The sequence below is a fragment of the Microbacterium sp. NPDC087589 genome (assembly GCF_044743635.1).
Lineage (GTDB): Bacteria > Actinomycetota > Actinomycetes > Actinomycetales > Microbacteriaceae > Microbacterium.
On sequence record NZ_JBIUWV010000009.1, the window covers coordinates 184,805 to 211,793 of the forward strand.

At 69.1% G+C, this 26,989-nt stretch carries 26 protein-coding genes; 16 read left to right on the top strand and 10 right to left on the bottom strand.

Annotated features, from left to right (window positions below; all coding sequences use genetic code 11):
• Nucleotides 1–47: 47 nt before the first annotated feature.
• Nucleotides 48–398, top strand: a complete 351-nt coding sequence (locus ACIOU8_RS17680; protein WP_290163902.1) for a hypothetical protein — start codon at nucleotides 48–50, stop codon at nucleotides 396–398.
• Nucleotides 399–431: 33 nt separating this feature from the next.
• Here ACIOU8_RS17680 and ACIOU8_RS17685 read toward each other — a convergent pair whose 3' ends face one another.
• Both ACIOU8_RS17685 and pyrE read right to left on the bottom strand, forming a co-directional pair.
• The gene (locus tag ACIOU8_RS17685; protein WP_400792360.1) at nucleotides 432–1,334 is read right to left on the bottom strand and encodes an ROK family protein; all 903 of its coding nucleotides are present in this window, start codon (nucleotides 1,332–1,334) and stop codon (nucleotides 432–434) included.
• On the bottom strand, nucleotides 1,331–1,891 hold the full coding sequence (gene pyrE / locus ACIOU8_RS17690) for an orotate phosphoribosyltransferase (protein WP_042541265.1): 561 nt from the start codon (nucleotides 1,889–1,891) through the stop codon (nucleotides 1,331–1,333). Before pyrE ends, ACIOU8_RS17685 begins: the two co-directional genes overlap by 4 nt.
• 37 nt (nucleotides 1,892–1,928) lie before the next feature.
• Here pyrE and ACIOU8_RS17695 point away from each other — a divergent pair, with 37 nt between their 5' ends.
• The gene (locus ACIOU8_RS17695; protein ID WP_400792363.1) at nucleotides 1,929–2,777 is read left to right on the top strand and encodes an exodeoxyribonuclease III; all 849 of its coding nucleotides are present in this window, start codon (nucleotides 1,929–1,931) and stop codon (nucleotides 2,775–2,777) included.
• A gap of 29 nt (nucleotides 2,778–2,806) precedes the next feature.
• Nucleotides 2,807–3,616, top strand: a complete 810-nt coding sequence (locus tag ACIOU8_RS17700; protein ID WP_400792365.1) for a Cof-type HAD-IIB family hydrolase — start codon at nucleotides 2,807–2,809, stop codon at nucleotides 3,614–3,616.
• A 26-nt stretch (nucleotides 3,617–3,642) separates the two neighbouring features.
• Here the strand turns inward: ACIOU8_RS17700 and ACIOU8_RS17705 are convergent, their stop codons facing one another.
• The gene (locus tag ACIOU8_RS17705) at nucleotides 3,643–4,269 is read right to left on the bottom strand and encodes a dihydrofolate reductase family protein (protein ID WP_400792368.1); all 627 of its coding nucleotides are present in this window, start codon (nucleotides 4,267–4,269) and stop codon (nucleotides 3,643–3,645) included.
• A 194-nt stretch (nucleotides 4,270–4,463) separates the two neighbouring features.
• Here ACIOU8_RS17705 and ACIOU8_RS17710 point away from each other — a divergent pair, with 194 nt between their 5' ends.
• The 6 genes from ACIOU8_RS17710 (at nucleotide 4,464) to ACIOU8_RS17735 (ending at nucleotide 11,108) form a co-directional block, all read left to right on the top strand.
• Nucleotides 4,464–5,771 carry a sensor histidine kinase gene (locus ACIOU8_RS17710; protein ID WP_400792371.1) on the top strand — a complete coding sequence of 436 codons (1,308 nt, stop codon included), beginning with the start codon at nucleotides 4,464–4,466 and terminating at the stop codon, nucleotides 5,769–5,771.
• Nucleotides 5,768–6,481 (top strand): response regulator, encoded by a 714-nt coding sequence (locus ACIOU8_RS17715; RefSeq protein ID WP_400792374.1) that lies wholly within the window; start codon nucleotides 5,768–5,770, stop codon nucleotides 6,479–6,481. Before ACIOU8_RS17710 ends, ACIOU8_RS17715 begins: the two co-directional genes overlap by 4 nt.
• Before the next feature lie 25 nt (nucleotides 6,482–6,506).
• Nucleotides 6,507–7,679 (top strand): benzoate/H(+) symporter BenE family transporter, encoded by a 1,173-nt coding sequence (locus ACIOU8_RS17720; protein WP_400792377.1) that lies wholly within the window; start codon nucleotides 6,507–6,509, stop codon nucleotides 7,677–7,679.
• Nucleotides 7,680–7,752: 73 nt separating this feature from the next.
• A complete protein-coding gene (locus ACIOU8_RS17725) occupies nucleotides 7,753–8,949 on the top strand; it encodes a hypothetical protein (RefSeq protein ID WP_400792379.1) in 1,197 nt (398 codons plus the stop codon).
• Between the two features lie 168 nt (nucleotides 8,950–9,117).
• Nucleotides 9,118–10,014 (top strand): ABC transporter ATP-binding protein, encoded by an 897-nt coding sequence (locus tag ACIOU8_RS17730; protein WP_400792382.1) that lies wholly within the window; start codon nucleotides 9,118–9,120, stop codon nucleotides 10,012–10,014.
• Nucleotides 10,011–11,108 (top strand): ABC transporter permease, encoded by a 1,098-nt coding sequence (locus ACIOU8_RS17735; RefSeq protein ID WP_400792385.1) that lies wholly within the window; start codon nucleotides 10,011–10,013, stop codon nucleotides 11,106–11,108. Before ACIOU8_RS17730 ends, ACIOU8_RS17735 begins: the two co-directional genes overlap by 4 nt.
• Nucleotides 11,109–11,206: 98 nt before the next feature.
• Here the strand turns inward: ACIOU8_RS17735 and ACIOU8_RS17740 are convergent, their stop codons facing one another.
• A complete protein-coding gene (locus ACIOU8_RS17740) occupies nucleotides 11,207–14,731 on the bottom strand; it encodes a proline dehydrogenase family protein (protein ID WP_400792388.1) in 3,525 nt (1,174 codons plus the stop codon).
• Between the two features lie 148 nt (nucleotides 14,732–14,879).
• Here ACIOU8_RS17740 and ACIOU8_RS17745 point away from each other — a divergent pair, with 148 nt between their 5' ends.
• On the top strand, nucleotides 14,880–15,848 hold the full coding sequence (locus tag ACIOU8_RS17745; protein WP_400792391.1) for a LysR family transcriptional regulator: 969 nt from the start codon (nucleotides 14,880–14,882) through the stop codon (nucleotides 15,846–15,848).
• Nucleotides 15,849–15,986: 138 nt separating this feature from the next.
• On the top strand, nucleotides 15,987–16,574 hold the full coding sequence (locus ACIOU8_RS17750) for a nitroreductase family protein (protein ID WP_400792394.1): 588 nt from the start codon (nucleotides 15,987–15,989) through the stop codon (nucleotides 16,572–16,574).
• Nucleotides 16,575–16,657: 83 nt separating this feature from the next.
• Here the strand turns inward: ACIOU8_RS17750 and ACIOU8_RS17755 are convergent, their stop codons facing one another.
• Together ACIOU8_RS17755 and coaBC are read right to left on the bottom strand one after the other, a co-directional pair.
• A complete protein-coding gene (locus tag ACIOU8_RS17755) occupies nucleotides 16,658–18,880 on the bottom strand; it encodes an ATP-dependent Clp protease ATP-binding subunit (RefSeq protein WP_400792397.1) in 2,223 nt (740 codons plus the stop codon).
• A 78-nt stretch (nucleotides 18,881–18,958) separates the two neighbouring features.
• Complete coding sequence (gene coaBC, locus ACIOU8_RS17760) at nucleotides 18,959–20,173, bottom strand: bifunctional phosphopantothenoylcysteine decarboxylase/phosphopantothenate--cysteine ligase CoaBC (protein WP_400792400.1); 1,215 nt, start codon at nucleotides 20,171–20,173, stop codon at nucleotides 18,959–18,961.
• Nucleotides 20,174–20,242: 69 nt separating this feature from the next.
• Between coaBC and ACIOU8_RS17765 the strand changes: the two genes are divergently transcribed.
• Nucleotides 20,243–20,944, top strand: coding sequence for an NRDE family protein (locus ACIOU8_RS17765; RefSeq protein WP_400792403.1), 702 nt, complete (start codon nucleotides 20,243–20,245; stop codon nucleotides 20,942–20,944).
• Between the two features lie 81 nt (nucleotides 20,945–21,025).
• Here the strand turns inward: ACIOU8_RS17765 and ACIOU8_RS17770 are convergent, their stop codons facing one another.
• Nucleotides 21,026–22,000, bottom strand: a complete 975-nt coding sequence (locus ACIOU8_RS17770; RefSeq protein WP_400792433.1) for a GlxA family transcriptional regulator — start codon at nucleotides 21,998–22,000, stop codon at nucleotides 21,026–21,028.
• A gap of 90 nt (nucleotides 22,001–22,090) precedes the next feature.
• Here ACIOU8_RS17770 and ACIOU8_RS17775 point away from each other — a divergent pair, with 90 nt between their 5' ends.
• The 3 genes from ACIOU8_RS17775 to ACIOU8_RS17785 all read left to right on the top strand — a co-directional run bounded on the left by ACIOU8_RS17775 (nucleotide 22,091) and on the right by ACIOU8_RS17785 (nucleotide 23,450).
• Nucleotides 22,091–22,252 (top strand): hypothetical protein, encoded by a 162-nt coding sequence (locus ACIOU8_RS17775; RefSeq protein WP_400792406.1) that lies wholly within the window; start codon nucleotides 22,091–22,093, stop codon nucleotides 22,250–22,252.
• 139 nt (nucleotides 22,253–22,391) lie between these two features.
• Nucleotides 22,392–22,895: a hypothetical protein gene (locus tag ACIOU8_RS17780; protein ID WP_400792409.1), complete on the top strand. Its 504-nt coding sequence runs from the start codon at nucleotides 22,392–22,394 to the stop codon at nucleotides 22,893–22,895.
• Between the two features lie 15 nt (nucleotides 22,896–22,910).
• Nucleotides 22,911–23,450, top strand: a complete 540-nt coding sequence (locus tag ACIOU8_RS17785; RefSeq protein ID WP_400792412.1) for a hypothetical protein — start codon at nucleotides 22,911–22,913, stop codon at nucleotides 23,448–23,450.
• Nucleotides 23,451–23,491: 41 nt separating this feature from the next.
• Here the strand turns inward: ACIOU8_RS17785 and ACIOU8_RS17790 are convergent, their stop codons facing one another.
• The gene (locus ACIOU8_RS17790; protein WP_400792415.1) at nucleotides 23,492–24,712 is read right to left on the bottom strand and encodes a glycosyltransferase family 4 protein; all 1,221 of its coding nucleotides are present in this window, start codon (nucleotides 24,710–24,712) and stop codon (nucleotides 23,492–23,494) included.
• Complete coding sequence (locus ACIOU8_RS17795; RefSeq protein ID WP_400792418.1) at nucleotides 24,709–25,935, bottom strand: glycosyltransferase; 1,227 nt, start codon at nucleotides 25,933–25,935, stop codon at nucleotides 24,709–24,711. The genes ACIOU8_RS17790 and ACIOU8_RS17795 overlap by 4 nt, the downstream gene beginning before the upstream one ends.
• 120 nt (nucleotides 25,936–26,055) lie before the next feature.
• Here ACIOU8_RS17795 and ACIOU8_RS17800 point away from each other — a divergent pair, with 120 nt between their 5' ends.
• A complete protein-coding gene (locus tag ACIOU8_RS17800) occupies nucleotides 26,056–26,646 on the top strand; it encodes a hypothetical protein (RefSeq protein ID WP_400792421.1) in 591 nt (196 codons plus the stop codon).
• 100 nt (nucleotides 26,647–26,746) lie between these two features.
• Here the strand turns inward: ACIOU8_RS17800 and ACIOU8_RS17805 are convergent.
• A partial coding sequence (locus ACIOU8_RS17805; RefSeq protein WP_400792424.1) for an HNH endonuclease occupies nucleotides 26,747–26,989 on the bottom strand: 243 nt, incomplete at its 5' end.

The following is a 26,989-nucleotide window of genomic DNA, read 5'->3' on the forward strand; positions in this document are numbered from 1 at the left end:
GTGCGTAGCATTCTGCGAGACCCGCCCACCACCCCCAGAATGGGAGCATGTTCGTGTCCGCAGAGACCATCGCGATCGTCCTCAGCGCAGTCGGCCTGCTGCTGGGTCTGGGCGGCGCCATGTTTGCGGGCTTCGCCTGGTGCATCCGCAGATCCGACGGCGTCGAAGAGAGACTCGGCGCCCGCATCGATAGCGTGCGAACCGACCTCGCCGACGTCGAGAAATCGCTCGGCGCCCGAATCGACGGAGTGGAACAGAAACTCACCGCACGCATCGACGGAGTCGAGAAGTCGCTCGGCGCGAGGATCGACGCGATCGCGGTCGACACGACCGATCTCAAGATCGCGATGGCCCGACTCGAAGGGCCACAGCGTCACCTCATCGTCGCGTCGCGCTGACCTGCCCCGCCCTGCTGCGAACGAAAGCGGACGTCAGCGCAGAACGAGTGCCGCGGCGCCGATGAGCGGCCCCTCGTCGCCGAGGCCCGAGCGCACGACCCGAGTGCGGCGCGAGTACTCGTGCGCGGCGCTCGCGGTGAGGGCCTGCTGCACGAGGTCGATGTAGTCCGTCGAGACCCGCGAGAATCCGCCGCCGATCGCGACCATGTCGAGGTCGACGAGGGTCGCGGCATCGGCCAGCGCTTCTCCGACCGCCTTCGCCGACCGCTCGATGGCCGCACGGGCGACGGAGTCTCCGGCGGCGGCATCCCGTGCCAGGTCCTCGCCGGTCGATCCGGTCCAGCCCTGTTGCTGCGCCCAGGCGGCACTCGCCGGGCCGGAGGCGATCTCCTCGAGTGTGAGTCCGCCTTCTCGGCGCACCTGGCCCAGGTGACCGGCATTGCCGGTGGCGCCGGGAATGTACGCGCCGTTGACGACGAACCCTCCACCGACTCCAGTCGAGACGACGATCGACAGTGAGGCACCGGCATCCTGCGTGGCACCGAGCCACGACTCGGCGAGCGCGAGCGCACCGCCGTCGTGACCGAGAGTCGTCGGGACCTCGCGGCCGAGCGCAGCGGATGCCGCTGAGCGCACGGACTCGGCGAGGCCGAAGCCCCGCGCGAGCGGCATGTTCACCGGCATGATCGCTCCGGCGGCACGGTCGATGGGGCCTGCACTGCCCGCTCCCGCACCGACGAGTTCCGCGCCAGCGGGGAGAGCGGCCAGAGCGTGGGTGACGATCGCGATCACCGCGTCGTTCAGCGACTCGAGCGTCGCCTGGCGCCCGGTCGCCTGCCGCGAGCGGCTGCCCTCGACCAGCCCGCCACGCTCGTCCACGAGCGCGGCCTCCATCTTGGTGCCGCCGACGTCGACGGCCAGGGCGTAGCGGGTCACTGCGGGTCGAGCCCGAGGTCGTCGAGGTCGAAGGCGGCACGCCATTCGAGGCCCTCGGCTTCGATCGCGGCCTGCGCCCCGGTCTTGCGGTCGACGATCACCGCGACGGCGACGATCTCGGCGCCCTCCTTGCGCAGCGCCTCGACGGCTTTGAGCGCGGACTGGCCGGTGGTCGACGTGTCTTCGAGCACCACGACGCGCTTGCCCTTGACGTCGGCACCCTCGATCTGGCGACCGCGGCCGTGGTCCTTCGGCTCCTTGCGCACGACGAACGCGTCGAGCGGCTTGTCGGCTGCCACGGACGCGTGCAGCACCGAGTTGGCGATCGGGTCGGCGCCGAGCGTCAGCCCCCCGACGGCCACGACGTCGAGGTCACCGATCAGGTCGAGCATGATGCGACCGATCGCGGGTGCGGCGCGGTGGTCGAGGGTGAGCTTGCGCATGTCGACGTAGTACGTCGCCTTCTTGCCGCTCGAGAGGGTGAAGTCTCCGTGGAACACCGCCTCATCCTTGATCAGGTCGAGGAGGGTCTGGCGGTCTGCGTCGAGTGCGGTCACGGCATCCAGTGTAGGAGGTGGGCCCTAGGCTTGACGCATGCGCTTGGCCACCTGGAACGTCAACTCCATCCGCACTCGCGTCACCCGCACCGTCGAGTTCGCCGTCCGTGAGGACATCGACGTGCTGGCGATGCAGGAGATCAAGTGCAAGCCCGAGCAGTTCCCCTACGGGCCGTTCGAAGAAGCCGGCTACCACGTCGAGGTGCACGGCCTGAATCAGTGGAACGGCGTCGCGATCGCGAGCAGGCTGCCGATCACCGACGTGCGCACTGCTTTCGAGGGCATGCCGGGCTTCGCCAAGGGCCATGAGGGGCCGGATGCTCCACTCGAGGCCCGCGCCCTCGGAGTGCTCGTCGACGGCGTGCGCGTGTGGAGCCTGTACGTGCCGAACGGCCGCTCGCTCGACGACCCGCACTACGCCTACAAGCTGCACTGGCTCGAGGCTCTCAAGCAGTCGACCGCGGCAGAGCTCGCGGCGAGCCCCGATCTGCCGCTCGCTCTGGTGGGCGACTTCAACATCATCCCGTTCGACGCCGACAACGGCGACCCCGACATCGTCGAGGGTGTCTCGACGCACGTCTCGCCGCAGGAACGTGAGGCCTTCTTCGCGTTCAGCGACGCGGGAGTCACCGACGTCGTGCGCCCGCTGATCCCCGAGGGCTTCACCTACTGGGACTACCAGCGCCTGAAGTTCCCGCGCAACGAGGGCGTCCGCATCGACTTCGTCCTCGGTTCGAAGACGCTGGCGGATGCCGTCACGGGCGCATCCATCCACCGCGACGAGCGCAAGGGCGAACAGCCCAGCGACCACGTCCCGGTGGTCGTCGAGTTCGACCTCGGCGGCGCCGCCGAAGACGACGACGACCTGCCGATGATCTTCTCCTGACCCTTCGACGAGCTCAGGGATCCGACGACGTGACGCTCCGACTGATCGCGACTGACCTCGACGGAACCCTGCTCGACTCCTCGTCGTCGGTCACCCGGCGCACCCGAGCGGCACTCGACGCGGCGCGGGCCCGCGGCATCCATGTCGTCCCTGTGACGGCCCGTCAGCCGATCGGACTGCGTGCGCTCGCAGGTGATGCGGGGTTCGACGGTTGGGCGCTGTGCAGCAACGGCGCCTATGCGACGCACCTCGTCGACGGACGGATGCTGTTCGCCGAAGAGCTTCCGACAGAGACGATCCGCACCCTGGCCGAGGCGCTGCGCGCCAGCATCCCCGGGCTGCTGTTCGCGAGCGTGCGCGAGGGCGGAGAGACGTTCGTCGCCCAGCACGGCTACGCCGAGATCGCCGCCCTCGCCGACCACAAGCGCGATCCGCGCACGATGGGCGGCGTCGAGCTCGACCACGTGCTCGCGGCACCCAGTCTCAAGCTGGTGATCCGGCATCCCGAGCTCGCCCCGACGGCACTGTTCGACGCGCTGTGCGCGCTCGGACTCACCGGTTTCGAGGCGACGCTCTCGGGTGCCCCGTTCCTCGAGGTCATGGCCGAGGGCGTCACCAAGGCCACGGGACTGGCTCGCCTCTGCGAGCACCTCGAGATCGAACGCCGCGACGTCATCGCCTTCGGCGACGCCCTGAACGACGTCGAGATGCTGCGCTGGGCCGGCCGCGGCGTCGCGATGGCCGGTGCAGACGATGTCGTGCAGGATGCCGCCGACGAGACCGCCGCATCGAACGACGACGACGGGGTGGCGAGGGTGATCGAGCGGATGCTCGGCTGATCTGCCGACGTTTCCCCGCCGCCGATTCAGTCCTCGAACGTCCCGACCTCCGGCACCAGATCCGTGCGGCCGTAGCGCAGCAGCATCACACCGCTCTCGTCGACGACCGGCGGCTCGAGCAGCCGCAGCACCGACGGCTTCGCCCCGTCGTCGAAGACCTTCTTGCCCGTGCCGAGCAGGATCGGATACACCCAAAGGTTGAATTCGTCGAACAGCCCCTTGGCGAGCAGCGAGTGCACGAAGTCGATGCTGCCGATCACGTGCACCTCGACGTGCTGCGCCCGCAGTTCGGCGATCTCGGCGATGAGATCACCGCCGACGCGGCGACTGTTCCGCCACGCGAGCGCGATGTCGGCGTTCCGCGAAGCCACATACTTCGGCACCCGGTCGAAGAGCCGGCCGATCTCCCCCGACGGGCCGTCGGTGTGATGCGGCCAGTACGACGCGAAGATGTCGTACGTACGGCGCCCGAGCAACAGCGCGTCGAGGCCCTGCATCCCCTTCGAGACGGTCTCCCCCATGCCCGAGGACGGGTACCCGGCCTGCCAGCCGCTGAACTCGAACCCTCCGGAGGGGTCCTCGTCGGTGCCACCCGGCCCCTGCGCGACGCCGTCGAGGGTCATGAACAGGTCGATCAGGATGCGTCCGGTCATGGGGCACCCCCTCAGGCGAGATCGCCGGTGGGCAGGTTGACGAAGATCTCGGTCACGATGACTCCTCTGTCGATGCCGTCGCAAGCATGCTCGCGAAAGATCGCCGCCCCGTCAAGGCTTCCCGCACATCCGAGACAGCACGATCCCCCGTGCGGGGGATGCCGCCGCATCCGCCCCGGCCCTACGGTGGGGGGATGCCCGCAGCGCCGTCCACCCGCATCCCCAGCGTCCGCGAGAAGCGCGGTGACCTCGTGCTCGCTGCGGTGATGTTCGTCGGAGCGGTCCTCAGCGCGGCGCTCTCGACGGTGGCCGAGATCTACGGCGACACCAGGGCCGAGCCGTGGACGGCGCTGGTCTACGCACTGGCGGTCACCGCACCTCTCGCTGTGCGTCGGCGCTGGCCGGCTCCGGTCGCGATCGCCATCTCCGTGGCGTACTTCCTCGCGATCTCGTTCCAAGTGCCCGAGATCTACGTCGGCAACATCGCCATGTTCGTCTCGCTGTACACGGTGGGCGCATGGATGAACAACCGCAGAGCGGCCATGATCGTGCGCGTCTCGATCATCGTCGGCATGTTCGTGTGGCTGATCATCACGATGTACCGGCAGGCCATCGAAGAGGCCGACAAGGCCGAGGTCGCGGCAGGTCTCCTCTCGCCCTACCTCGCCTTCATGCTCATCCAGCTGCTGCTGAACGTGCTGTACTTCGGCGGCGCCTACTACTTCGGCGAGCGCTCGTGGCATGCCGCACAGGAGCGCGCGGTGCTCGAGCAGCGCACGGTGGAGCTCGAGCGGGAGCGTGAGGTGACGGCAGCACAGGCCGTCGCGCTCGACCGCGTGCGCATCGCCCGAGAGCTGCATGACGTGGTCGCCCATCACGTGTCGGTGATGGGTGTGCAGGCGGGCGCCGCGCGTCTCGTGATCGATCAGGACCCCGAGAAATCCAAGAGCATCCTCACCGGGATCGAAGGCTCGGCGCGTGATGCGATCCACGAACTGCGGCAGCTGCTCGAGACCCTCCGCACCCCTGGCGGCGAGACGACGGATGTCGCGTCGACGGTGACGCTCGAGGACATCCGCACACTCGCCGAGGCGTCGACGGAGGCGGGGCTGCCCACGCACTACGTCGTGATCGGTGAGCCGGTGCCCGTGCCCTCGCTCGTCGCCGTGAACCTGTACCGCATCGCCCAGGAGTCGCTCACGAACGCCCGCCGCCACGCAGGCGTCGGCGCCACCGCCGACGTGCGCGTGCGCTACGACGACGCCGGTGTCGAGATCGAGATCGTCAACACCGGCCGCGGCGTGGCGGCTCTGCGCCCCGGGCTCGGCCAACTCGGCATGCGCGAGCGCGCCGCGGCATCCGGGGGCACGCTCGACATCGCTCCGCGTCCGGCGGGAGGGCTGCGCGTGCGGGCTCGCGTTCCGCTGACCGGCCAAGTCGACACGCAGATCGAGCCGACAGGCCCGGCCGAGCCGCTGATCGAGACGGGCACCCCCTCATGAGCCAGACCGCTGCACCCATCCGAGTCCTCCTCGTCGACGATCACGCGATGCTGCGCGCCGGATTCCGGACGATCCTCGACACGCAGCCCGACATCACGGTGGTCGGCGAGGCGGCGACCGGTGCCGAAGCGGTGGCACAGGCATCGGCTCTTCGCCCGGACGTCATCACGATGGACGTGCAGATGCCCGACATGGACGGCATCGAAGCCACCCGGCGGATCGTCGCAGACCCGCAGGTCGGCGCGGCCATCGCGATCGTGACGACGTTCGATCGCGACGACTACCTCTACCAGGCGCTGGATGCCGGAGCGAGCGGCTTCCTGCTCAAGAACGCCGGCGCGGAGGACCTCATCGCGGCGGTCCGCGCCCTCGCAGCGGGTGACGGGATGCTGGCGCCCGAGGTCACGCGCCGGGTGCTGGCTCGGTTCACGACGGCCTCCGCGCCGACATCCGCGCCGACATCCGCGCCCGCGCCGTCGCAGGTCGCGTCGGCGCAGGTCGCTGCGACCGTGCTCGCCGAACCGCTCACCGACCGCGAGGCCGAGGTGCTCGTGCTGTTGGCTGACGCCCGCAGCAACGCCGAGATCGCGGCAGCTCTGTTCATCGGAGAGGCGACCGTGAAGACCCACGTCTCGCGCATCCTGCAGAAGCTCGGCGCGCGAGACCGCGTGCAGGCCGTCGTCCTCGCGCACCGCATGGGACTCACGTAGCCCCGTCCCCGATACCCTCGGATCCATGACGACCGCCGCACCGCTCTCTCGACCGATCCTGGCCGGGGTGGTCACCGCACTGGTCGGCTTCACGAGTTCGTTCGCCGTCGTGCTCACGGGTCTCGGCGCCGTGGGGGCGACGCCCGCGCAGGCGGCGAGTGGGCTGCTCGCCGTCAGTCTCACGATGGGCCTCGCCTGCATCGTGCTCGCCTGGCGGTATCGGATGCCGATCACCGTCGCCTGGTCGACGCCCGGCGCCGCACTGCTCGCCGCGACCGGAGTGGTCGACGGCGGATGGTCGGCCGCCGTCGGCGCGTTCCTCGTCGCGGCCGCGCTCATTCTGCTCACGGCACTCTGGCCGGCCCTCGGTGCGCTGATCGCCCGCATCCCGCCGTCGATCGCCCAGGCGATGCTCGCCGGAGTGCTTCTGCCCCTGTGCCTCGCGCCGATCACCGGACTCGTGGCGAACCCGTGGGGTGTGGTTCCCGTCGTCCTGACGTGGCTGGTCTTCGCGCGCCTTGCGCCTCGATGGGCCGTGCCGCTCGCGTTCGTCGCTGCGGCGGTCGTGGTGGCCGTCTCGCTGATCCAGGAGCGCTCGGCCGTCGACGCCGGGCTCCTCGTGCCCCGGATCGGGCTCACCGCCCCGACCTTCACCGTCGGTGCTCTCGTCGGTGTGGCGCTGCCGTTGTTCATCGTGACGATGGCCTCGCAGAACGTGCCGGGCATCGCCATCATGCGCAGCTTCGGCTACGAGGTGCCCTGGCGCCCGGCGATGCTCGTGACGGGTGTCGGAACCGCGCTCGGCGCGACGGCCGGCGGTCATGCCATCAACCTCGCGGCGATCAGCGCCGCCCTCGCCGCCTCGCCCGACGCCGACCCCGATCCGAAGCGCCGCTGGGTCGCCGGGGTCTCGACCGGAGTCTCGTACCTGGTGCTCGGTGGCTTCTCGGCGGCCTTCGCGACGCTGGTGCTGCTGGCCCCCGAGGCCGTGATCCCCGCGGTGGCAGGCCTCGCGCTGTTCGCCGCTTTCGGGTCGTCCGTGCAGCAGGCGATCGACGACCCCGGCGAGCGCATCCCCGCGGTCGTGACCTTTCTGGTCGCGGCATCAGGCGTCGCGGTGCTGGGAGTCAGCGCCGCCTTCTGGGCGCTCGTCGCTGGCCTCGTCGTGCGCACGGTGCTGCATGTCGGGCGCCGCTGACACCGGCGAGCACACTGGCACCGGCGAGCACACTGACACCGGCGAGCACGGCGCCCTCGGCTACCGTGGACGCGTGACAGTTCCCACGCCTGCGCCTGCGCCGTCTGGCGGTGCGCCAGCCGGATACTTCGATGCACGTGCACTGCTCGACCCGGTGAACCCCGCCGAGGTCGACGCCTTCGCCCGAGCGCACCGCGGAGCCAACCCCACGACGGCCGGCCGGATCATCGCGTGGGTGGCCGCCGGGTTCGCGCTGCTGTGCGTCGTGCCGGTGATCGGGATCATGATCCTGGGTCTGGGCTACGCGATCGGGCGCGAGACGGGGGTCGCAGTCGCCGCGCTGCTCGGACTGATGCTGCTCGCCGGCGTCGTCATCGGCATCGTGATGCTCGTGCGCCGCAGCATCCGCCTGCGCAATCTCACCCGGTTCCGCCTCGCGCGATTCGCCGGGGCGAACGCGATGAGCTACATCGAGCGGATCGACGACCCACCGCTGCCCGGCATGATCTTCTCGTCGGGGTCGAGCCGCATGTCGACCGACGTGCTGCGCGGCTCCGCACCGCGCTTCGTCGAGTTCGGCAACTACCAGTACACGACCAGCAACGGCAAGCAGTCGACGACCCATCGCTGGGGATACGTCGCCGTCAAGCTCGACGTGCCGCTGCCGAACATCGTGCTCGACGCGCTCGGCAACAACACCCTCGGCAGCACTCTCGCGGCCGCGTTCAGAAGCGACCAGCGGCTCTCACTCGAGGGCGACTTCGACCGGTACTTCTCGCTGTACTGTCCGACCGGGTACGAGGTCGACGCTCTCTACCTGTTCACCCCCGACGTCATGGCGCGGTTCATCGACCATGCGGCCCAGCTCGACGTCGAGATCGTCGACGACTGGCTCTTCCTCTACGCACGCCGCAACGTGTCGACGCTCGACCCCGCGACCTGGGCGTGGCTCTTCGGCGCGGTCGGGGCGCTGCTCACGAAGCTCGATCAGTGGGCGCGTTGGCGCGACGACCGGCTGCGCGTGGCAGCGCAGCATCCGCCTATGCCTGCCTACGGAACCCCGACTCCGTCGCCCGCCGGGGCACCCGCGCTGCCGTTCGCCGCTCCGACGGGGATGCTGACGCCTCCGCCCATCGGCGTCGCCCCGCCCGGTCAGCGACTCAAGCGACGCAGTCCCTGGCTGATCGTCGGGATCATCCTCGGGGTCACGTTCGTCGTGACGATGGCGCCGTTCGCGATCGGGATCTTCTCGGTGCTGTTCCTGCGCTGAGCACGTCGCGCTCCCCCACTCACCTCGCTCTCCCCCGCACGGCTGACGACCGCCCATGCGGGGTACTCGCAGGTCCGCCACAGGGGGGATGCCGAGGCCGAGCACCGCGCCATAGCGTGAGGGTATGCGATGCACTGAGCGAAAACTGAGCGAACGGAGTAAGTCGAAGTGACCACAGGAAAGCTCGTACTCACCGGCGTCACCAAGAGCTACGGCTCTCGGCTCGTGCTCGACGACGTCTCGTTCGAGGTGTCCCCCGGGCGTCTCACGGGGTTCGTCGGGGGCAACGGCGCAGGCAAGACCACGACCATGCGCATCGTCCTCGGGCTGCTCGGCTCCGACGGCGGACGCGTCGAACTCGACGGCACCACGCTCACGAGCGCCGACCGCCGCCTCTTCGGATACATGCCCGAGGAGCGCGGCCTGTATCCGAAGATGAAGGTGCTCGAGCAGATCGTGTACCTCGCCCGGCTGCACGGCATGAGCAAAGCGGATGCCGCGGCACGCGCGACCTCCCTGCTCACCGAGCTCGGTCTCGAGGAGCGTCTCAACGACACGATCGAGTCGCTGTCACTCGGCAACCAGCAGCGCGCGCAGATCGCGGCAGCCCTCGTGCACGACCCCGAGGTGCTGATCCTCGACGAACCGTTCTCCGGTCTCGACCCGCTCGCCGTCGACGTCGTCGCGTCGGTGCTGCAGGCATCCGCCGCGAAGGGCGCGTCGATCCTGTTCTCGTCGCACCAGCTCGACGTCGTCGAGCGGCTCTGCGACGACCTCGTGATCCTCGCCGGCGGCACGATCCGCGCATCAGGCTCCCGTGACGGCCTGCGAGCACAGCACGCCGGCAACCGATACGAGCTGGTCTCCGCAGGGGATGCCGGGTGGCTGCGCGCCGAACCCGGCGTCACCGTGGTCGACTTCGAGGGCGGCTACGCCCTGTTCGACGCCGAAGACGTCGACACCGCCCAGCGCGTGCTGCGCACGGCCGTCGAACGCGGCGACGTCGCGAGCTTCGCGCCCAAGCATCCGTCCCTCGCCCAGATCTTCAAGGAGGTCATCCAGTGAGCACCTCGAACACCACCGGCTCGCCGTCGCAGGCATCGCTGATCTGGCTCGTCGCCGAGCGCGAGATCGGATCGAAGCTGCGCAGCAAGGCCTTCCTGATCTCCACCGGCATCCTGCTGATCCTCGCCCTCGCCGCCATCGTGATCGGTGGGTTCGCGAGCAAGAACACCGATGCGATGCCTGTGGCCGTGACATCTGAGACGGCATCCGTCGTGTCGGCCCTGCCCGGCATGGAGATCACCGAGGTGACCGATCAGGCCGAGGCCGAAGCGCTGCTGCGCGACGAGAAGGTCGATGCCGCCGTCGTACCCGGTGAGGGCCCGACCGGGGTCACGATCGTCGCCCTCAAAGATGCGCCGACCGGGCTCGTGTCTGCGCTCTCGCAGGCGCCGGACATCGAGATCCTGGAGCCGGCGACCACCAACCCGCTGCTGCGGTATTTCATCGCGATCGCCTTCGGCGCGGTCTTCATGGGCGCCGCGGCGACGTTCGGCGGCACGATCGCGCAGAGCGTGGTCGAAGAGAAGCAGACCAGGGTCGTCGAGATCCTGCTGTCGACCATCTCTGCCCGCACCCTGCTCGCCGGCAAGGTGATCGGCAACACGATCCTCGCGATGGGGCAGATCCTGGCGCTGGCGGCGGTCGCGACGATAGGACTCATAGCGACCGGTCAACGCGAGGTGCTGTCGACTCTCGGCGCCCCCATCATCTGGTTCGCCGTGTTCTTCCTGTTCGGGTTCATCCTGCTCGCGGCGCTGTTCGCCGCCGCCGCCTCGATGGTGTCGCGTCAGGAGGACATCGGCTCGACCACGACACCGATCACGATGCTGATCATGGCGCCGTACATCCTGGTCATCTTCTTCAACGACAACCCGCTGGTGCTGACGATCATGTCGTACGTGCCGTTCTCGGCTCCGGTCGGCATGCCGATGCGGCTGTTCGTGGGTGAAGCGCAGTGGTGGGAGCCGCTGCTCAGCCTCGTGATCCTGCTGGCCAGCTGCGTCGCGGCGATCATGATCGGCGCGAAGATCTACGAGAACTCGCTGCTGCGCATGGGCAGCCGGGTCAAGCTGGGCGAGGCGCTGCGCGGCTGATCACAGCCCGCAGCCCTGACGCCCACTCCGACGACGAGGCCCCACCCGGCAGACATCTGCAGGGCGGGGCCTCGTCGTTCCGGTGATCGAGATCGGGATCAGATCAGGCCGTCCGACAGGGTGGTGGGGTTGCCGAACCGGTGGTTGGTGATCGACACCGCCTGCTCGTGCAGGAACGGCAGCATCTCGACGCGGCCGGCGCCCGTGACGGCGTGCGACCAGACGGCGACATCCGGAGTCCCTCCGAGGGCCTCGAACAGCGCAGACGCGCTGCCGCCGACGAGACGCACCCGCTGCCAGCTGTGCTCGGCCTTCGCCGCGGCCTTGGCGAAGCGCTTGACCCAGGCGGCGTCGTTCTCGATCTTCGGAGTCACACCCTGGGCGCGCAGCACCTTCTCGACCCGTGAGGGCAGCGCGGATGCCGACACCGTGAACGGGCTGCCGCTGCGCAGGGCCGCGGCGATCACGCGGATGCCGTCGGCGAGCGGTGCGTCCTCGGCGATGCGCACGTCGACGGCGACCGGGCGGTAGCGGAACACGTTGCGCTCGACGCCGAGACCCGACTTGTCGCTCACGGTGCCGAACTCGTCGACCCAGGCGCGCTCGTCGGAGGCGGCGGCACGGTGCAGCCACTCGATCTCGACGGCGCCGAGGTCGGAGCCGGCCGCGCTGAGCACCGCGTCGACGGCGGTGTTCACGGCAGCTCCCGGTGCCGCGGCGGGGAGCTCGGCCGGGACCCACTCGCCGAGACCGAACAGGTAGTTCGGTCCACCGGCCTTGGCACCGGCGCCGACGGCGGAGCGCTTCCAGCCGCCGAAGGGCTGGCGCTGCACGATCGCTCCGGTGATGCCGCGGTTGACGTAGAGGTTGCCGGCCTCGACGCGGTCGAGCCAGGTGGCGACCTCGTCGGAGTCGAGCGAGTGGATGCCGGCGGTGAGGCCGTAGTCCACCGCGTTCTGCAGACGGATCGCCTCGTCGAGGTCCTTGGCGTGCATGATGCCGAGCACGGGACCGAAGAACTCGGTCAGGTGCGTGATCGACCCCGGAGCGACGCCGATCTTGACGCCCGGCGTCCACTGCCTGCCCTCCTCGTCGAGCTTCTTCGGCTCGACGAGCCAGCGCTCGCCCCGCTCGAGAGTCGTCAGCGCGGTGAGCAGCTTGCCGTTCGCCGGCTCGATGATCGGACCCATCTGCGTGGCAGGGTCCTCGGGCAGACCGACACGCATCGACGTGACCGCATCGACGAGCTGACGCTCGAACCGCTGCGAGTCGGCGACCGAGCCGACGAGGATCGCGAGGGATGCCGCCGAGCACTTCTGCCCCGCGTGCCCGAAAGCGCTGCGGGCGACGTCGGCGGCCGCGAGGTCGAGGTCGGCAGACGGCGTGACGATGATCGCGTTCTTGCCGCTCGTCTCGGCGAGCAGCGGCAGGTCGGAGCGGAACGAGCGGAACAGCTGCGCCGTCTCGTAGGCACCGGTGAGGATCACGCGGTCGACCTCGGGGCTCGCGACCAGGCGGGTGCCGAGGTCGCGGTTCGCGAGATCGACCAGGGCGAGCAGGTCGCGCGGAACGCCCGCGGCCCACAGTGCTTCGACCATGACCGCGCCGCAGCGCTGCGTCAGCTTGGCCGGCTTGATGATCACGCCGGAGCCCGAGGCGAGACCCGCGAGCACACCACCGGCGGGGATCGCGACCGGGAAGTTCCACGGCGGGGTGACGACGGTCACCTTCGACGGTACGAACTCGGCGCCCGAGATGTTCTCGAGGTCGAGGGCGCGCTCGGCGTAGTAGTGCGCGAAGTCGATCGCCTCCGAGACCTCGGGGTCTGCCTCGGCGATGGTCTTGCCCGCTTCGTGCGCCATGATCTCGATCAGCTGTCCGCGGCGCGCAGCGAGCTCGTCGCCCGCGCGGTGCAGCACGGCGGCTCGCTCTGCAGCCGGAAGCGCCGCCCATCGAGCGGCGGCGGCCGACGCGGCCGTGAAGATCCCGTCGAGCTCGTCGGTCGTCTCGACCTTGGCGAGAGCGATCGAATCGAGGCCCAGCGTCGAATCGACCGAGCGCTGCAGGATCTCGCGACCCCAGGTGCGGTTCACGGCGATCGCCGGGTCGCTGTCGGGCTGGTTCTCGAAGCCGGTGTTCCCTTCGACAGGTTCAGGGGCCGATGCGGCCGATGCGGCCGATGCAGCCGATGCGGCCGGCGCGGCTGCCTCGGCCGCGCGGTCCTGCACGCGGTTCGACGACGGCACCGAACGGTCGGCCTCGAGGCCGGCGAGCGAACGCTCGAAGCGCTCACGCTCGCGGCTGAGCAGCGTGGGATCGGAGGCCAGCTCGAACACGGCCGACATGAAGTTCTCCGGGCTGGCGTTCTCTTCGAGGCGACGCACGAGGTAGGCGATGGCCACGTCGAACTCGGCCGGGTTCACCACGGGTGTGTAGAGCAGCAGCTGGCCGACGTCCTTGCGCACGGCCTCGGCCTGGCCGGTCGCCATGCCGAGGAGCATCTCGTACTCGACGGCATCCGTGACTCCGCGCGCCTGCGCGAGCAGCCACGTGTAGGCGATGTCGAAGAGGTTGTGCCCGGCGACGCCGATGCGCACGGCATCCAGTCGCTCCGGCGTCATCGACCAGTCGAGCACCCGCTTGTAGTTCGTGTCGGAGTCCTGCTTGGTGCCGTAGGTGGCCAGCGGCCAGCCATGCACCTTCGAGTCGACCTCTTCCATCGCCAGGTTCGCGCCCTTGACGACGCGCACCTTGATCGGCGCTCCGCCCTTCGCCCGCCGCGCTGCGGCCCACTCCTGCAGCTGCTGCATCGCGCCGAGTGCGTCGGGCAGATAGGCCTGCAGCACGATTCCGGCCTCGAGGTTCTCGAGCCCCGGCTGGTCGAGGATGCTGGTGAACGCCGCGATCGTCAGGTCGAGGTCGCGGAACTCCTCCATGTCGAGGTTGATGAACTTGGTCTTGCCCGCTGCTTCCGAGGTCGCGGCGAGCTCATAGAGCGGCGTGAGCTTCTCGACCACGTCGGCGACGGCCTCGTCGAACGACCACATCGACAGCTGGCTGACGACGCTCGAGACCTTGATCGACACGTAGTCGACGTCCTTGCGGGCGAGGAAGTCGTAGGTGCCCTGCAGACGACGACCGGCCTCGCGCTCACCGAGCACGGCCTCGCCGAGGAGGTTCAGGTTCAGACGGTTCCCGGTCTTGCGCAGCTTCGCGATCGCGGGGCCGAGCTTCGAGGGGGTCGCGTCGAGCACGAGGTGTCCGACCATGGCGCGCAGCACACGGCGCGAGATCGGCACGACGACGCCGGGCAGCTTGGGCGCCCAGAACCCGCCCGTCTTGATGGCGGCCCGCAGGTATCCGGGCAGCAGCGTCGGGGTGATCGCCGAGAGGTCGGCGAGCGCGCGACCGGCGACGCTGAGGTCTTCCGGACGCATCACACCGTCGACGAAACCGACGGTGAACGCGAGTCCGTTCGGGTCCTTAAGGACCTCCGACAGGCGCTGGGCGGCGGGTTCGACCGGGTGGGTCTCGCTCTCGGTGAGCCAGCGCTGCACGAGGGCGGAGACCTCATCGGTGCGAGGCGTGGTGTCGGGGGTGGCGGTGTCGGCGGCGACAGTCATCGGGGGAACCTTCCAGGGGGATCGCACACCCGGGTACATGTGCGGCTCGATCATTGTCAGGCGCGGGAGTAGGCTACGTCTATCAACCGATTCGTGAGCATTCTGTTCATTCAGAGTGAACGATCATGTCGGTTCGGAAAGGGAGCGGATGCTTGACGTCAACCGGCTGCGGATGCTGGTCGAGCTGTCACGTCGAGGGACCCTCTCGGCCGTGGCCGACGCCCTCTCGTACAGCAAAGCCTCGGTGTCTCAACAGCTCAGCGCGCTCGAACGGGACGTGGGGGTTCCGCTCCTTCGCCGCGTCGGGCGCGGGGTGCAGTTCACCCCGCAGGGCAATGTCCTGGTGGCCGAGGCGGTCGGCATCCTCGATCAGCTCGAGCACGCCGAGGTCGCGGTCGCGGAGTCGCTGACCGAAGTCACCGGCACGGTGCACATCGCCGTCTTCCAGTCCACGGCGCACTCCCTGCTGCCCGGCGCGCTCAACACGCTGCGCGAGCAGCATCCGGCCCTTCGCGTCGAGGTCACCGAGAGCGACCCCGAGACCGGGCTCGTGGGCGTCTCGAGCCGGGACTTCGATCTGATCCTCGCCGAGCAGTATCCCGGGCGCACTCGCCCCATCCACGCCGACCTCGATCGGGTGGTGCTCGTGCACGACTCGATGGCGCTGGCCCGGCGCCCGGGAACACCCGAGACCGCGGATACCGCAGCTGCGGGTGCCACAGCTGCCGATGCCGCAGCGGCAGATCACACAGCTGCAGATCACACAGCGGCACTGTGGTCGACGAGGGACGAGCCGTGGGTGCTCGAGCCGGCGGGCACGGCGTCACGGGCCTGGGCCGAGCAGCTGTGCCGCACTGCCGGCTTCGAACCCGATGTGCGCTTCGAGGTCGCCGACCTCACGGCGCACGTGCGTCTGATCCGCGCAGGACTCGCCGTCGGCCTGCTGCCCGAGCTCGTGTGGGCAGGCGAGGCCCCCACCGTCGCACTCACGCCACTGCCCGATGAGCCGCGGCGGGAGATCTTCTCGTCGGCGCGTCGAGTGTCGGCCGCAGCCCCGTCGATCCGCGCGGTGCGCCGCGCACTGGCATCCACAGCCTCCCGCAACCTGCTGGAGTGAGCCGCCTGCCACCCTCCTGTCCCGGGCGTTCGGACCCAAACAACGGAATATCGTCGGGAATATGCATTCACATGCATCTGTTGAGATCCTCGTACCCGGACGAAGGAGTCCGATCGATTCCTTCTGAAAGGCACTCCCGTGAGCACTCCAGTGATCGACCGCACCGCACCCACCGAGCACCCCGTCCTCGACGTCCTCGCCGGGCGCTGGAGCCCGCGCGCCTACGACGCCGAGAACGCGATCGATGAGGCCAAGCTCGCCACCGCCCTCGAGGCCGCGCGCTGGAGCCCGTCTGCGAGCAACTCGCAGCCCTGGCGCTTCATCGTCGCCCGCCGCGGCACCGCGCTGCACACGCAGGTCGTCGACTCGCTCGTCGGCTTCAATCAGACCTGGGCCCGCAACGCCGCCGTGCTCGTCGTCGCGATCGCCGAGATCGCGACCGCCGATGGCACCCCGATCACCCATGCCTTCTACGACCTCGGCCAGGCCGTCGCGCACTTCTCGGTGCAGGCTCACCACGACGGCCTCGTCGTGCACCAGATGAGCGGCTTCGACCCCGAGGTCGTGCGTGAGTTCGCCGACCTCGACGAGCGCTTCGCGCCCGCCACCGTCTTCGCAGTCGGTGAGTTCGGTGACGTCGAGACCCTTCCCGAGGTGCTGCAGCAGCGCGAGGTCGCCCCACGCGTGCGACGCCCGATCGACGAGACGGTCATCCTCAGCGCCTGACGCGGCGCGTCTCGCCTACGCCGCAACAGAAGAGGGGCGGATGCGACAGCATCCGCCCCTCTTCTGTCATCCCGCTCCGATTCCTACTCGTCGAGCAGCTCGGCCTCGATCACCTCGTCGTCGTCACCGGAGCCGAGGTCGGGCTCGGGCTCGGGCGAGGTCGACGTGAGCACGAGCCCCGCACCGTCGACCGCGACATCGACCCTCACCAGGTCGCCGTCGTGCACGCCGCCGGAGAGCAGCGCGGTGGCGAGCTTGTTCTGCACCTCGGTCTGGATGAGACGTCGCAGCGGGCGAGCGCCGAACATCGGATCGTAGCCGCGTTCGGCGAGCCACGACCGGGCGTCGGGAGTGACCGCCAGCGTGAGCCGACGATCGCGCAGGCGGTCGTGCAGCTGGTCGATCGACAGCTCGACGATCTGCGCCAGGTCGTCTTGGCTGAGTGCCGAGAACATCACGATGTCGTCGAGGCGGTTGAGGAACTCGGGCCGGAACGCCTGGTGCACGAGAGCCATCACCTGCTCGCGCTTCTCGTCGGGCGACAGCGTCGGGTCGATGAGGATCGGCGAACCGAGGTTCGAGGTCAGGATCAGGATGACGTTCGTGAAGTCGACCGTTCGGCCCTGGCCATCGGTCAGTCGACCGTCGTCGAGAACCTGCAGCAGCACGTCGAACACCTCGGGGTGCGCCTTCTCGACCTCGTCGAGCAGCACGACGCTGTACGGACGCCGCCGCACGGCCTCGGTGAGCTGGCCACCCTGCTCATAGCCGACGTATCCGGGAGGGGCGCCGACGAGCCGCGAGACCGAGTGCTTCTCGCCGTACTCCGACATGTCGATGCGCACCATGGCACGCTCGTCGTCGAACAGGAAGTCGGCCAGAGCCTTGGCCAGCTCGGTCTTTCCGACACCGGTCGGCCCGAGGAACAGGAACGAGCCGGTCGGGCGACCGGGGTCGCTGATGCCCGCTCGCGAACGACGGACCGCATCGGACACCGCCTTGACGGCATCCTTCTGCCCGATCAGGCGCTTGCCGAGCTCGGATTCGAGGTGCAGCAGCCGCTCGCTCTCGCCCTGCAGCAGGCGTCCCACGGGGATTCCTGTCCACGCGGCGATCACGGCGGCGATGTCTTCATCCGTGACCTGCTCGTTGACCATGCGCCCCTCGGTCGAGACCGCGGCCTCGGCCTGCTCGGCTTCGGCGATGTCGCGTTCGAGGCGCTTGATCGTCTCGTACTCGAGCTTCGATGCGCGGGTGTAGTCGGCCTCTCGCATGGCGAGGTCGCGCTGCGTGATCGCGTCATCGAGCTGCTTCTTCAGGTCGCCGACTCGGTTCAGGCCCTGGCGCTCCCGCGCCCAGCGGGCCTCGAGCTCGGCCAGCTGCGCTTCCATGCCCACGAGCTGCTCGCGCAGAGCCGCGAGTCGCTCTTTCGACGCGGCATCCTTCTCGCGCTTGAGAGCGAGCTCTTCGAGCTTCATACGGTCGACCTGGCGCTTGAGCTGGTCGATCTCGACGGGAGAGGAGTCGATCTCCATCTTGAGCCGCGACATCGACTCGTCGATCAGGTCGATCGCCTTGTCGGGGAGCTGCCGCGCGGGCAGGTATCGGTTCGACAGAGCCGCAGCGGCCACCAACGCACTGTCGGCGATCGTCACCCCGTGGTGCGCCTCATACCGCCCCTTGAGCCCTCGGAGAATCGCAATGGTGTCTTCGACCGTGGGCTCGCCGACGTAGACCTGCTGGAAGCGACGCTCGAGAGCGGCATCCTTCTCGATGAACTCGCGGTACTCGTTGAGGGTCGTCGCTCCGATCAGACGCAGCTCACCCCTGGCGAGCATCGGCTTGAGCATGTTGGATGCGGCCACTGACCCTTCGCCACCACCGGCGCCCATCAGCACGTGCAGCTCATCGATGAAGGTGATGATCTGCCCATCGGACTCGGTGATCTCTGTGAGCACGCTCTTCAGCCGCTCTTCGAACTGCCCGCGGTACATCGCACCCGCGACGAGGGCCGAGATGTCGAGCGACACCAGCTCTTTGTCCTTGAGCGACTCGGCGACGTCGCCGGCGACGATGCGCTGGGCGAGGCCTTCGACGACCGCGGTCTTGCCGACGCCCGGCTCGCCGATCAGCACGGGGTTGTTCTTCGTGCGACGGGTGAGAACCTGGCTGACGCGCCGGATCTCACTGTCACGCCCGATCACGGGGTCGAGTTTCCCCTGGCGGGCGCGGTCGGTGAGGTTGATCCCGAACTGCTCGAGGGCGGACTGCTGGTCGTCGTTCTGCGTGCTCTGTGGGCTGGGCATGTGTTCCTCCTGAGGAGACTCCTTCTGATCACTGTCTTGTTGTCATGGTCCGCAAAGTTGAGTGGACGTGACTCAAGTTTAGCGCATACTGCGCACAGCATCGAGGATCGCTCGCGCGACCTCACGTTTCGAGCCTGACGCGGATGCCACGACCGCACCACCCCCTCCTACGATCTCGACCGCGTTGTCACGCTTCTCGAACCCGTGATCGGCGTTCGCGAGGTTGACGGCGAGCAGGTCGACACCCTTGCGCTCGCGCTTGCGGCGAGCGCGCTCCCGACGCTCAGCCGGATCCTCCGAGGTCTCGGCGGCGAAGGCGACGATCGTCTGGTCCGCCGGTGCGCGGCCCTCGGCGCGGGATGCCGCGAGCGCGGCGACCACGTCTTCGTTCTCGACCAGATCGACATGCGTCAGCACGCCCTGCTCCTTCGTGAGCTTGTGCTCCGACACCGTCGCGGGGCGGTAGTCGGCGACCGCGGCGGCCATGATCACGATGTCGGCCGCCTGAGCTGCCTGCGTCATCGCGTCGGCGAGTTCTGCTGCGGTTCCGATCGGGACGACCCGGATCGACGGATGCCGCGCATCTGCCAGCACGTCCGACGAGATGTTCGCGGCGACCATCGTCACGTCCGCGCCGCGGGCTGCGGCATCCGCGGCGAGCGCGATGCCCTGCCGACCACTCGAACGGTTGCCGAGGAACCGCACGGGATCGATCGGCTCGCGCGTGCCGCCCGCCGAGACGACGACCCGAAGCCCCTCGAGATCGCGCGGCGCGAGCAGGGCGAGGGCCGCCTCGAAGATGTGCTCGGGCTCCGACATGCGGCCAGGCCCGCTGTCGCCCCCGGCGAGTTCGCCGTCGGCCGGGCCGACGAGGTGCACCCCGCGGGATCTCAGCGTCGCGATGTTCGCCTGTGTGGCGGCGTTGCGCCACATCTCGGCGTGCATCGCCGGCGCGAGCAGCACCGGTGCCTCGGTGGCGAGCAGCGTGGTGCCGAGCAGGTCGTCGGCGATGCCCGCGGTGATCTTCGCGATCGAATTGGCCGTCGCGGGGGCCACGACCACGAGGTCGGCGTTCTGGCCCAGCGCAACGTGCCGCACGCGGGCGACGTCGTCGTGCACGCTGGTCGTGACCGGATGCCGGCTGAGCGCCTCCCAGGTCGGGGTGCCGACGAATCGAAGAGCATCCTCGGTCGGAACGACGGTCACATCGTGTCCCGCCTTGGTCAGCAGACGCACCAGGTGCACTGTCTTGTATGCGGCGATGCCACCCGTAACCCCGACGACGATGTTCACGGTTCGATTCTGCCCCAGCATCCGTCGCCGCGGGCCCGAGTCCGGTCGACCGCTTCTAGACTGAAGCCCGTGTGCACCGTGGTGATCGATGTGGCCGGCCCCGAGACCGCGCGGCTGCTCGCGGTGCGAGACGAAGACCCTCAGCGCGAGTGGGATGCCCTCGGCGAATGGTGGCCTGAGACGTATCCCGGCGTCTCTGGCATCCGCGACCGGCGGGCGGGCGGCGCCTGGCTCGCGGTGAACCCCGCTGCGCGTCGACTCGCCGTGCTGCTCAACCGCGCTGATGTGATCGACCTCGCCGCCGACGTCGCCGTATCGCGCGGCTCGCTCGCTCTGGAATCGGTCATGGGCCGCTCGCCGGCCGCTCCGCTGCCCATGCACGGCTTCAATCTGCTCGAAGTGCGGCCCGAGGGGGCGCGCATGCTGAGCTGGGACGGCGCCGAGCTGCGCGAGGCATCGCTGGCAGACGGCATCCACATGATCGCGCACGACGACCTCGATGACCTCGCCACTCCGCGCATCGCCGCCTGGCTGCCGGAGTTCCGCGCTCTGGGCGCGACCGGAGACAGCCTCGACTGGGCAGGCGAGTGGACGACGCTGCTCGCCTCTTCCGCTCGACTCGACCCCGAAGACGATCGGGCGATCATCCGCGACAACCGCCCGCACGGCTACCCGACCCAGTCGTTGCTGTACTGCACCGCCGCGGTCACCCCCGACCGGGTCGACGTCGCCTATCGCGCACTCCCGAGTCCCGGACACTGGGACCACTGAGAGCAGCGCTTCGCTCAGCGCCCGCCGCCGAGGGCTCGCCGCGCGAACTGAGCGACGGGGTGGTCAGGCCGCGAACAGTGGTCAGGCCGCGGACGACTCCGTGTCGTCCGCGCATGAGAAGCGCGCGCGGTAGGCCGTCGGGGTGGTGCCCAGCACCCGTGAGAAGTTCTGCCGCAGCACGGCAGCCGATCCGAAGCCGCATTCGTCGGCGATCTGCTCGAGTGAGAGATCACTGCGCTCGAGCATCCGCTGGGCGTGCAGCACGCGCTGCCGCGCGAGCCAGGCCGCGGGCGTCGCACCGTACTCGGACTTGAACCGGCGGGCGAAGGTGCGAGGAGACATGAGAGCACGGGCCGCGAGCTGATCGACGCCCAGGTCGTCGCGGAGGTGCTCGACCGCCCAATCGGCGACGGCGGCGAGCGAGTCGTTCTGGGCGACCGGGATGGGGCGGTCGATGAACTGCGCCTGGCCTCCGTCGCGCTGCGGCGGAACGACCATGCGGCGGGCGATGCGATTCGTGAGCTCGGCACCGAGCTCGATGCGCAGCAGGTGCAGGCAGGCGTCGATGCCGGCTGCCGTGCCGGCGCTCGTGATGATCCGGTCGTCCTGCACGAAGAGCACGTCGGGGTCGATGTCGATCTCCGGGTACATCTCGGCCATCACCTCGGAGTACATCCAGTGCGTGGTCGCGCGGCGCCCGTCGAGCACGCCCGCAGCGCCGAGGATGAACGAGCCGCTGCAGATCGTGAGCACCCAGGCGCCTCTCGCCACTGCGTCGCGCGCGACATCGAGGAGCAGCGGATCGATCTGCGTCCAGTGCTCGCGGGGCAGCGGACAGAAGACGACGAGGTCGGCCTCGTATGCGAACGACAGGTCGTGCTCGACGTTGATCGAGAAGCCCAGCTTCGACGTCACGACCCCAGGATGCGGTGCGATGACCCGGAAGTCGAAGTTCGGCACACCGTCGTTCGACCGATCGAGGCCGAAGGCCTCGCACGCGAGACCGAACTCGAACGGCGCGAATCCGTCTTGGACGATGCAGGCGACGGTCTTCATCATGGCTTTCTCCGCTTCTGGCAGTTTTCCTACGAGCAGAGTCTATTCTGCCACTCGTGGCAGATCAACAGTGATCGTAGCGTTTCTGCCATGATCCTCCTCATCGCACTCATCGCCCTCGCCGTGTGGGCTCTCGGCGCCACCGTCATCGAACTCCGCCGCGACGGATACCGACGCGTTCCGACCGACTGGACACGCGTCGCCGAAGGAGACGCCCTCGACCGCGCGGAGGCCGGGCACGCCTATCGCTGACACGGGGGCGAACAATCTCCCCCAGCGGATCTCACCCACCCGATCTCACCCACCCGATCTCCCCCACCCGATCTCACCCACCCGATCTCCCCCACCCGATCTCCCCCACCCGACGGCGCACGCGGCTACGCTCGTGAGCATGAGCGAGCCTCAGCAGCCCCCCGCGCAGCCATACGGAACTCCCCCGAACTACGAGGGCTCGCACTACCCGCCGCAGCAACCGTCGCAGCCGTCGCAGCCGTACACTGACCAGCCCTACGGCGGCCAGGCGCACGCGGGGCAGTCTTATCCGTCGCGGCCGTACCCGGAGCACCAGCGTCCGGCGTCCGCGGGCAGCTCAGGACTCGGTCGGATCGCCTTCCTCCTCGCCGTGATCTCGCTCGGGATCGGACTCCTCGTCACGCTGTCGTATCCCCTCATGTACCGGATGATGGGCGATCCCTCGGCGATCGGCGCGTTCGGAGCGGTCGGCAGCGGGCTCGTTCTGATCGTCGCCGTCGTCGGGCTCATCCTCGGTCTGATGTCGGTGCGGCGACCAGGGCCGCAGATCCTCGCGGGCATCGCGATCGGCGTCACCGCATCGCAGCTCGTCGGGATCGTCATCTCGTGGATGTCGAACCTCTTCTACGCGTTGTCCTTCTGATCGTCCGGAGAATCGATGAGCAACCAGCAGCAGCATCCAGACCAGCCCCAGCACGACGGGCAGATCCTGCACCCGCAGCAGCAACCCGGCCAGCCCTACGCGCAACCCGGCCAGCCCTACACTCAACCCGGCCAGCCCTACCCGCAACCCGGCCAGCCCTACGCGCAACCCGGCCAGCCCTACGCGCAACCCGGCCAGCACTACGGAGTCGCGGCACCCCCGTACGCACCGGGACAGGGAGCACCGCGCTCCGGCGGCCTCGGTCGCACGGCGTTGATCGTGGCCGCGAGCGCAGTGGCGATCGGGCTGCTCTGGCAGATCGTCACTCCGTTCCTGTACGCGAGCGTCGGCTTCGGCGTCGTCGAGCTGCTGTCGAACCTGATGAACCTGGTCGTGGTCGCGGGCGCAGGCACTGGACTGGTGCTCGGAATCATCGCCCTTCGACGCCCCGCGCCTCATCTGCTCGCGGCGATCGCCATCGGCGTGGGCGGCAGCGCGGTCATCGGCACCCTCGTCGCATGGGTGTCGAACGTGTTCTACTACTTCGGGTTCTGAGCCGGATGATCAGCCAGCGCTTCGGGTGCTGAGCCCGAGGATCAGCCCGCGAGCACGCGCTCGTAGACCTCGATCATCGCCGCAGTGCGCGACGACTGCCGGAACGACTCCGAGACTTCGCGCATCGGCTGCGGTGCGATTCCTGCGGCGATGTCGGATGCCGCGCGGCGCAGCGTCTCGACAAGACCCGCCTTTCGCTGACCCTCGGTGCCGGCTGATCCGGGGACGGCCCAGAGTCCGCCGCCGAGCTCTGCCGCGATGTCGGGGTCGCTGATCACCGACGGCGTGCCGAGGGTGGCCGCCTCGAACGGCGTCATGCCCTGCGTCTCGAAGCCGATCGATGTCTGCACGAGTGCGTCGGCGGCGGCGATGCGGGCGAGGGTGTCGGCGTAGCTGAGCTTTCCGGCGAAATGAACGTTCGACAGACCCGCGACGATCTTCCCCGCGGCCGCGCGCTGGGCGCCGCCCCCGATGATCTCGAGGTCGGCGTCGACTCCCGACTCGACGAAGGCCTCGAGGAACGGCAGCAGGCGCTTCTCTGGACTCATGCGTCCGAGCCAGACGAAGCGGGGGCGCCCGGGCGCGCGCTCAGTCGGCGCGGCGGCGAGCGTCGCCTCGCGTACGTCGTCGTCGATGCCGTTCCACACCACGTCGACGGGACTGAAGACTCCGTGCTCTTCGAGGCGACGCGCGAAATGAGTGGAGGGTGCGGTCACAGCCGATGACCCGCTCGCGATGCCACGGAGAAAGGCCCATCCGTCGCTCCCGCGCACCTGCTCCGCCGCGCCCCGCAGCGCGCGGCGCCGCCAGACGTTGAGCGCTCGGAGCACCGGACCGTGCAGCGGGGTGACCGCGGCTATCCCCACATCCACGCGGTTGTGCATGGTGTGGACGACGGGGAGGCCGTGGCGAGCCGCGTAGCGGTGACCGATGAAGGCGCCCCAGAAGTCGGCCTGCACGTGCACCAGGTCGACCGGCGGGCGGTGCGTCATCGCGCGGTCGAGCGCACGGTCGGTGGCGCGGCCGGGCCAGCTCATCGAATACTCGCGGTCGACGGTGATCGGCACGGACGGCAGATCGACGCTCGACGAGTCGGCGATGCGCGGGGCCCGCGACCCGTGCATCTTCGGCGCGACGACGGTCACCGTGTGGCCGGCGCGCTCGAGGAACTCCCGCTGCAACCGCATCGACACCTGGGCGCCGCCGAGCGAATCCAGGTGCTGATCCCCGAAGAAGACGATGTGCATGACGCGCGTCGTCACTCGGGAAGAGGCTCGTCGCGGTACAGCGCCTCGAACGTGTCGAGCGTGCGGTTGATGTCGTGGATCGCGACTCCGTCGAGCGATGCCTGCTGCATCCGCGCGTACTCGCCTGGCGATGCGGTGAGCACATCGGCGAGTCGCGCGGCGAGAGCATCCGCGTTGCCGGGCTCGAACAGGTAGCCGTTCTCGCCGTCGTGCACGAGGTGCGGCAGGGCGACCGCATCCGCTGCGACGATCGGCAGCGCCGAGGCCATGGCCTCCATGGTCGCGATCGACTGCAGCTCGGCGATCGAGGCGATCGTGAACACCGAGGCGCGCGACAGCAGTGCACGCAGCTGCTCATCCGTCGTGCGGCCGTGGAAGGTCACCCGGTCGGCGAGGCCCAGCTGGGTCGTGAGGCTCTCGAGCTGCTTGCGCTGGTCTCCCCCGCCGACGATGTCGAAGGTCGCATCGAGAGCCGGGTCGAGCTTCGTCATCGCCTCGAGGATCACCTCGACCTGCTTCTCGGCGGTCAGGCGTCCGACGAAAATGATGCGGTTCTTGTCGCGAGGAGCGATCACCGGGGTGTACTGCGTGCGGTCGATGCCGCAGCTGACCGGGACGACGCCGTGGACCTCGACCGTGCGCTCGAGGAAGTCGGCGGCGCGACGCGTCGGTGTGGTGATCGCGCGCGTCAGGGCGAAGGTGCGCTTCGCGTCTCCCCATGCCCAGCGCAGCACGAGGTCATCGACGAACTTGGGCATGGTCGTGTGGTCGAGGATGTTCTCGGCCATCACGTGGTTGGTGGCGATCACCGGGATGCCGCGCTCGTGCGCGATGCGGGAGAGCCCACGACCGATCACGATGTGCGACTGGATGTGCACGACGTCGGGCTGCACGGTGTCGAAGACCTTGCGGGCGTAGTGCTTCACGCGCCACGGCCAGACGAAGCGCAGCCAGTCATGGGGCGCCCAGCGCACCGACGGCAGCCGGTGCAGCGTCATTGGCTCGCCCTCGATCACCTCGGTGCGGGGCACGGCGCGCCGGTAGGCCTGGTTCGGTGCGACGACGTGCACGTCATGACCGCGCTGCACCAGGCCGGCGGCGAGGCGCTCAGCGAAGCGGGCGGCGCCGTTGATGTCTGGCCAGAAGGTGTCGCATCCGATCAGGATGCGAAGCGGACGCTGCCCGGAGTCGGGGGCGACGTCGGGAGCACTCGTCGGATCGGAGGTAGAGGAGGACATTCTGCCTTACGGTACGGCGGTCAAAGAGCCCGATCGGGCGCTGGCCACTCTACCCGAGGGGCCTGATCCGGCCGCCGAGGCATACCGGCATCCCTCAGCCTGACCCTCTAGCGTGGAGCCATGCGACTGACTGCCGACGCCGACTCCCGACTGTGGATCCCCGTCACCGATTCGCTCGGCTGGAAGGGGCGCCGGCACCGCAAGGCAGCGATAAGGATGCTGCTGGGGCAGGTGAACTCGGCGATCGGTGTCACCGAGCGCCCTGGTTCGCGCATCGGTGCGTGGGCGATGAGCCAGGCAGCGCCGATGCTGATGCGCCGGGCGGACGGTCGCGTGCTCGTATGGACCTGGAAGGCGGATCCGGAGCTGGTCGTCGCGATGGCCACCGTGCAGGAGTTGACACCGCAGGTGCGGGTCGCTCGGGCGTCTATGCCGATGGACTATGACGACACCCAGTCGTTCTCGAGCCGCTGGCTGGGCACGGGAGAGAAGCTCATGGTGGCGATGCCGCCGTCACCCGCGTCACCGCCTTTCGCCACCTACACCTGGGACACCGACACGCATCTGGTGACGTTGACCGCGATGTGCAGTGACCGTGAACGCTTCGGCACGCTCGACGGCGCTCTCGACGACCTGGCGCGCAGCATCCGCGTCGTCGACGATGTCGCGGGAGGCGAGTCGCCCGAGGTGCTGAGACTCGACCCGGCCTGATCCCGTCTGGCATCGCGCGGTCTCCGCTCGGGTGCTCGTCGTTTCGACCCAGGCGCGCGTCGTTTCGACCCAGGCGCGCGTCGCTTCGGCCCAGGCGCGCTCAGACGCGAAGCGGGGTGCGGGGAACCCGAGAGGGTGACGGCAGGCTGAGTCGTGGGGTACGCCATCGCTGGTCGGGGTCCCACCATGCCGGTCCGCGGACTTGCGGGAGGCCGTCGTTCATGCGGATCTCCCACCCGGAGGTGCCAAGGGAGCGGTGGTGCCACCAGCACAACGGCACACCGTTGTCCGTATGCGTCGGCCCGCCGCGGGAGTGTTCGGTGACGTGGTGGATCTCGCACCA

What these genes read in the sequence shown, in the direction of transcription:
- ACIOU8_RS17680 (WP_290163902.1), top strand. Translation starts at nt 48, where the DNA reads ATGTTCGTGTCCGCAGAGACCATCGCGATCGTCCTCAGCGCAGTCGGC.
- ACIOU8_RS17695 (WP_400792363.1), top strand. Translation starts at nt 1,929, where the DNA reads ATGCGCTTGGCCACCTGGAACGTCAACTCCATCCGCACTCGCGTCACC.
- ACIOU8_RS17705 (WP_400792368.1), bottom strand. Translation starts at nt 4,269, where the DNA reads ATGACCGGACGCATCCTGATCGACCTGTTCATGACCCTCGACGGCGTC.
- ACIOU8_RS17710 (WP_400792371.1), top strand. Translation starts at nt 4,464, where the DNA reads ATGCCCGCAGCGCCGTCCACCCGCATCCCCAGCGTCCGCGAGAAGCGC.
- ACIOU8_RS17715 (WP_400792374.1), top strand. Translation starts at nt 5,768, where the DNA reads ATGAGCCAGACCGCTGCACCCATCCGAGTCCTCCTCGTCGACGATCAC.
- ACIOU8_RS17720 (WP_400792377.1), top strand. Translation starts at nt 6,507, where the DNA reads ATGACGACCGCCGCACCGCTCTCTCGACCGATCCTGGCCGGGGTGGTC.
- ACIOU8_RS17740 (WP_400792388.1), bottom strand. Translation starts at nt 14,731, where the DNA reads ATGACTGTCGCCGCCGACACCGCCACCCCCGACACCACGCCTCGCACC.
- ACIOU8_RS17745 (WP_400792391.1), top strand. Translation starts at nt 14,880, where the DNA reads ATGCTTGACGTCAACCGGCTGCGGATGCTGGTCGAGCTGTCACGTCGA.
- ACIOU8_RS17755 (WP_400792397.1), bottom strand. Translation starts at nt 18,880, where the DNA reads ATGCCCAGCCCACAGAGCACGCAGAACGACGACCAGCAGTCCGCCCTC.
- ACIOU8_RS17770 (WP_400792433.1), bottom strand. Translation starts at nt 22,000, where the DNA reads ATGAAGACCGTCGCCTGCATCGTCCAAGACGGATTCGCGCCGTTCGAG.
- ACIOU8_RS17775 (WP_400792406.1), top strand. Translation starts at nt 22,091, where the DNA reads ATGATCCTCCTCATCGCACTCATCGCCCTCGCCGTGTGGGCTCTCGGC.
- ACIOU8_RS17780 (WP_400792409.1), top strand. Translation starts at nt 22,392, where the DNA reads ATGAGCGAGCCTCAGCAGCCCCCCGCGCAGCCATACGGAACTCCCCCG.
- ACIOU8_RS17785 (WP_400792412.1), top strand. Translation starts at nt 22,911, where the DNA reads ATGAGCAACCAGCAGCAGCATCCAGACCAGCCCCAGCACGACGGGCAG.
- ACIOU8_RS17795 (WP_400792418.1), bottom strand. Translation starts at nt 25,935, where the DNA reads ATGTCCTCCTCTACCTCCGATCCGACGAGTGCTCCCGACGTCGCCCCC.
- ACIOU8_RS17800 (WP_400792421.1), top strand. Translation starts at nt 26,056, where the DNA reads ATGCGACTGACTGCCGACGCCGACTCCCGACTGTGGATCCCCGTCACC.